Origin of the sequence: Gulbenkiania mobilis, from assembly GCA_004346645.1 — a bacterium.
Classification (GTDB): Bacteria; Pseudomonadota; Gammaproteobacteria; order Burkholderiales; family Chromobacteriaceae; genus Gulbenkiania; species Gulbenkiania mobilis.
In genome coordinates, this window is sequence record SMDA01000018.1 from 1 (window position 1) to 3,915 (window position 3,915).

Genomic DNA, 3,915 nt, shown 5'->3' on the forward strand with positions numbered 1-3,915 from the left:
CACCTTCTATCGCAAACTGGAAGAAGCGGAGCGTGCGCTCGACTAGAGCCTAGAGCAATTGTCGGTACAGGGTGCGCTCTACTCGCATCGCCTGCAGTTGCGTCAGGTGGCGCACCAGGCCAAGGAGCTGCGGCGCTTTGGGCGGCTGGTTGCGCAACAGTGCGCCGATACACTGCTGCCCTTGCGCGAAGAACTGCGTCAGCACAACGTACTTACCAGTGCCATCAGCTTGCTGTTGGGGCAGGTGCGCAAACGCGGCCTGCGTCGCGCACTGTCGCGCCCGACGGATAAGACCGCACTCCCCGTCTGGCGCAATGAGCGCGGTTTCAAATTGCAATTGGGCGATGAGGTACGGGCGGTCATGGCTGCCGCGCGCCAATACCAGCCGCAAGCGGTGGCCTTTCCGAAGGATGAGCCTGGCGATGACGCTCCCTTGCTGGAGCAGGTGGACGAAGCCGCTATTCGTGCGCATCTGGCCCGCAGCCTGCCAGTGGAAAATCTGCTCGATTGGCTACACCGCCATTACGCCCACCTGCAGGATGCCACCCTGCTGCGCCTGTTCCATGACCTGCAACATGAGCCCGGCTGGCAGTTCGAGGCAGCCAGCCAGCCTGAAAAAACCACGCTGCAGACGATTCGCGTCCTGCATCACCCTCACCGCGTGAGTATCCCGCAATGACGATCCCACACGCTCTGGCAGCCGCCCTGTCGCAAATGCCGGCATTGGCCGAGCTGTTCCGCCTGTTTCTCTCCGGCAAACACCTGAATCGAATGGCCGAGCCCGCGCTGTGGGCGGAGCTGGAACAGCACGAGGCCAGCTATGTCGGCTTGTTTGCCGCGCTGGGGTTCGAACTGCGCCTGGATGCCAGGGGCTTTGCCTGGTTTCACAACAGTGAGGCCAACAGCAACATCGGCAAGACGAGCCGCCAGCTGGCCTTGCTGTTTATGGTGATCTTCGATGCCCAGGCCAACGCCGGCAAGGCCCTGCAGCGCTTTACCGATTGGCTGATCGACAGCGCCTGGCTGGCCGAGGTTTACAAGCAACAGCAAGACCTGCTGGATGCCGAGGGCCTCAACCCCGACGCCCTGGTGGAGCTGATGGGCCGCGCCTGCAACCTCGGCTTTGCCGTGCCAGAGCCGGCGGGCTGGCGACTGCTGCCCGCTGTATGCCGTTACCTCGATCATTTCGAGAGCCTGGCGTTGACGGCCAAGACCGATGGCGACGAGCCGAGCGTGCCAACGGAGGAATACTGGGCTGCGGATGCGCCAGAGGACGAGGAGGACACCTGATGCAGTACGGCTTCCAACGTCTGGTCCTGCTGGGCAGCGCCGGCTACTCGCGCGCCGAGCTGCCGCTCGATGGTGCGGTCTCTCTGGTGGCGCCCAACAATACCGGCAAGACCAGCCTGATCAATGCCCTGCAGTTTCTGCTGATCATCGACCGCCGCAGTATGGATTTTGGTGCGCACGATGTGGACAAGAGCCGGCGCTTCTATTTCCCCAACAACAGCGACTATGTGCTGCTGGAGGTGTCGCTGCCGGAGTCCGGCACCGTAGTACTGGGCTGCGTGGGCAAAGGGGTAAGCTTCGAGTACGAGTATTTCGCCTATGCCGGGCCGCTGAAGGTTGAGGAGTTCTGCCTGCCGGACGGCACCCTGGTACCCCAACCGCAACTGGCCAGCCATCTGGCGAGCTTTGGGCGCCGGGTGTTCAGCTACAGCAGCAGCGAATTCAAAGACATGGTGTACGGCGGACGCAGCCGCAAGTTTGCCAGCGAGCAGGATTTCTGCGTTTTCCGGCTGGAGCACGCCAGCGATGCCAGCGTTTTTCAGCGGGTGCTGACCCGCACGCTGCGCCTGGACAAACTGCGCTCCAGCGAGGTAAAGGACTATCTGCTGCAGATTTTCCGGCGCGATCTGCCGGATGCCAGCATCGACTTCAAGGCTGAATGGGACAAGGCGTTTGCCGACCTCAACGCCGAACGCAGTCAGTACCTGGCCGCCGTGCGGCTGCAAGCCACTCTGAGCGAACTGGAACAGAAGCAGGAGGCCCGCTTGGTGTTGCGCGGCAAATTGCTGTGCTGGCGCCCCTTGATCGACGCGGCACTGGGTCAGTGGCAACAGCATTACGAGACCCGCCAGCTAGCTTTGCAGGATGAACTGGCGCAGTGCGATACCGAGCTGCAGCGCCTGCGCGAACAGGACATGCAGGCCGCACGCGAGCAGAATCAATGCGAGCTGGAACAAAAGCAGCTCCGCCAGCAAAGCGAACAATTGCGCGCCTTGCAGCAGCGTTTTGCCTTGATCCCCGACCGCGCCCTGCTGGAAGCGCGCCGGCGCGAGCTGCAGGAACAACGGGATGCGCTGGTGGTACGGATCGGCCAGGCCCAGAGCCGCACGCCTGCGGCCATCGAGCGCGAGCTGGCCCGGATCGAACGGGAATCCGCGCAGCTGGCTCAGGAGCTGCGCACCCAGGGGCAGAACCTCTATCAGCAACTGGCCGGCGTCGTATCTACGGAACAACTCAACGCGCTGAACAAGGTGCTGGCCAAGCCGGTACTGACCCTGGACAACGAAGATTTCCGTCTTGATGGCCAGGCCCTGCTGGCGGCCTTGGCCGATGCAGATACTGGGCAACTCAACTTGCCTGGCCTGCAATTGCGGCTGGAAGCCCTGCCGGCACAGTATCAGCAACGGACCCTGGCGGAACTGAGCGAATTGCAGCAGGAGTTGCAGCAACAGCAGGCTCAGCTGCAAGAACTATAGTCAACCGCCCTGGCTCTGGAAAACGTCAAACAGCAACGCCAAGCGCTGGAGCAGCAACTAGCCGAACTGGATGCCGAGTTGCGGGACTACACGCACATGCAGGACTTGCAGCACAGCGAGGCCGAGCGCAAGACGCGGCTGCAGACACTGGAGGACAGGCTCGCAGAACTCGGCACCCATTTGGCCCAGTCGGCACGGCGGCACTACGCACTGGATCAGCAGCGTCAGCAACGCCAGCAGGATTTGGCGGCCTTGCAGCAGCAACACCGGCAGATCGAGCAACGCCGTCATCAGCGCATCGACCACGAAGGCCCCTTCACCTGGCTGGCCGAGTTGCCACACCACCCCTGGCTGGCCCAGCCCGAGTTTGCGCCGGAACAACTGGCCGAACGGCTGCAGACTTATCTGACTGACTGCCGCCAGTTGCTGGAGCTGGATGAGCAGATCCGCCATCTGCTGGGTGAAATCCATAGCGGCGGATTGACCAAGTATCAGTTTGTCGGCGAACCGGAAAACGAGATTGTTCGTCTCGTTGAATTCGCCCATCACCTGCCGCAGGAAGCCGAAGCACTGGAAAAGAAGGTACGCTCGGCGGTGGTGAATGTGGCCGCCTGCCTGCGCGAGCTGCGTGACGGCCTGTTTGCTTTCAAGCGCCGGATGCGCGAGTTCAACCGCAAGATCAGCGGCCGACAACTCTCCGACCTGGCCGTGTTCAAGATCGAACCCGAGGACGAAACCCTGCTGGTGGAGGCCATCGAGCTACTGATCAATACCGCTGCCACCGTGGACAGCGGCGAAACCTTCGAGCTGTTCAACCAGCAGAGCGTCCTTGACGACGAGCAGATCAATCGCGCCAAGACCCTGCTGATCGAAGAGGGCAATGCCCGCCACGGCTTGCGCGTGGCCGACCTGTTTCGCCTGCGCTTCTGGGTCGGCAAGGCAGACCGCGAGCCGGAAGCCTTCGATGACCTCGACAGTGCCGCTTCCAATGGCACCGTACTGATGGCCAAACTGGTGACGGGGCTGGCGATGCTGCATCTGATGCAGGATCAGCGTCGCCCCATCCAGGGCATCTGCTATCTGGACGAGGCACTGGCCCTGGACGCCCGCAATCAGCGCAGCCTGATCGACACGGCGGCGGAGTTCGGCT

The 3,915-nt window shown here is 62.4% G+C and carries 4 protein-coding genes; all 4 read left to right on the forward strand.

Annotated features, from left to right (window positions below; all coding sequences use genetic code 11):
• Positions 1-58: 58 nt before the first annotated feature.
• Positions 59-679, forward strand: coding sequence for a hypothetical protein (locus EV669_RS13930; protein ID WP_318271494.1), 621 nt, complete (start codon positions 59-61; stop codon positions 677-679).
• The gene (locus EV669_RS13935; RefSeq protein WP_132099005.1) at positions 676-1,290 is read left to right on the forward strand and encodes a condensin complex protein MksE; all 615 of its coding nucleotides are present in this window, start codon (positions 676-678) and stop codon (positions 1,288-1,290) included. Before EV669_RS13930 ends, EV669_RS13935 begins: the two co-directional genes overlap by 4 nt.
• Entirely contained in the window at positions 1,290-2,765 is a 1,476-nt protein-coding gene (locus EV669_RS14160; RefSeq protein ID WP_207913916.1) for a hypothetical protein, read from the forward strand. Before EV669_RS13935 ends, EV669_RS14160 begins: the two co-directional genes overlap by 1 nt.
• 96 nt (positions 2,766-2,861) lie before the next feature.
• On the forward strand, positions 2,862-3,915 hold a 1,054-nt coding region (locus tag EV669_RS14165), incomplete at its 3' end, for a hypothetical protein (RefSeq protein ID WP_207913918.1).

Bases quoted from the DNA above. Each gene is read 5' to 3' on its own strand.
- EV669_RS13935 (WP_132099005.1), top strand. From the start codon at position 676: ATGACGATCCCACACGCTCTGGCAGCCGCCCTGTCGCAAATGCCGGCA.
- EV669_RS14160 (WP_207913916.1), top strand. From the start codon at position 1,290: ATGCAGTACGGCTTCCAACGTCTGGTCCTGCTGGGCAGCGCCGGCTAC.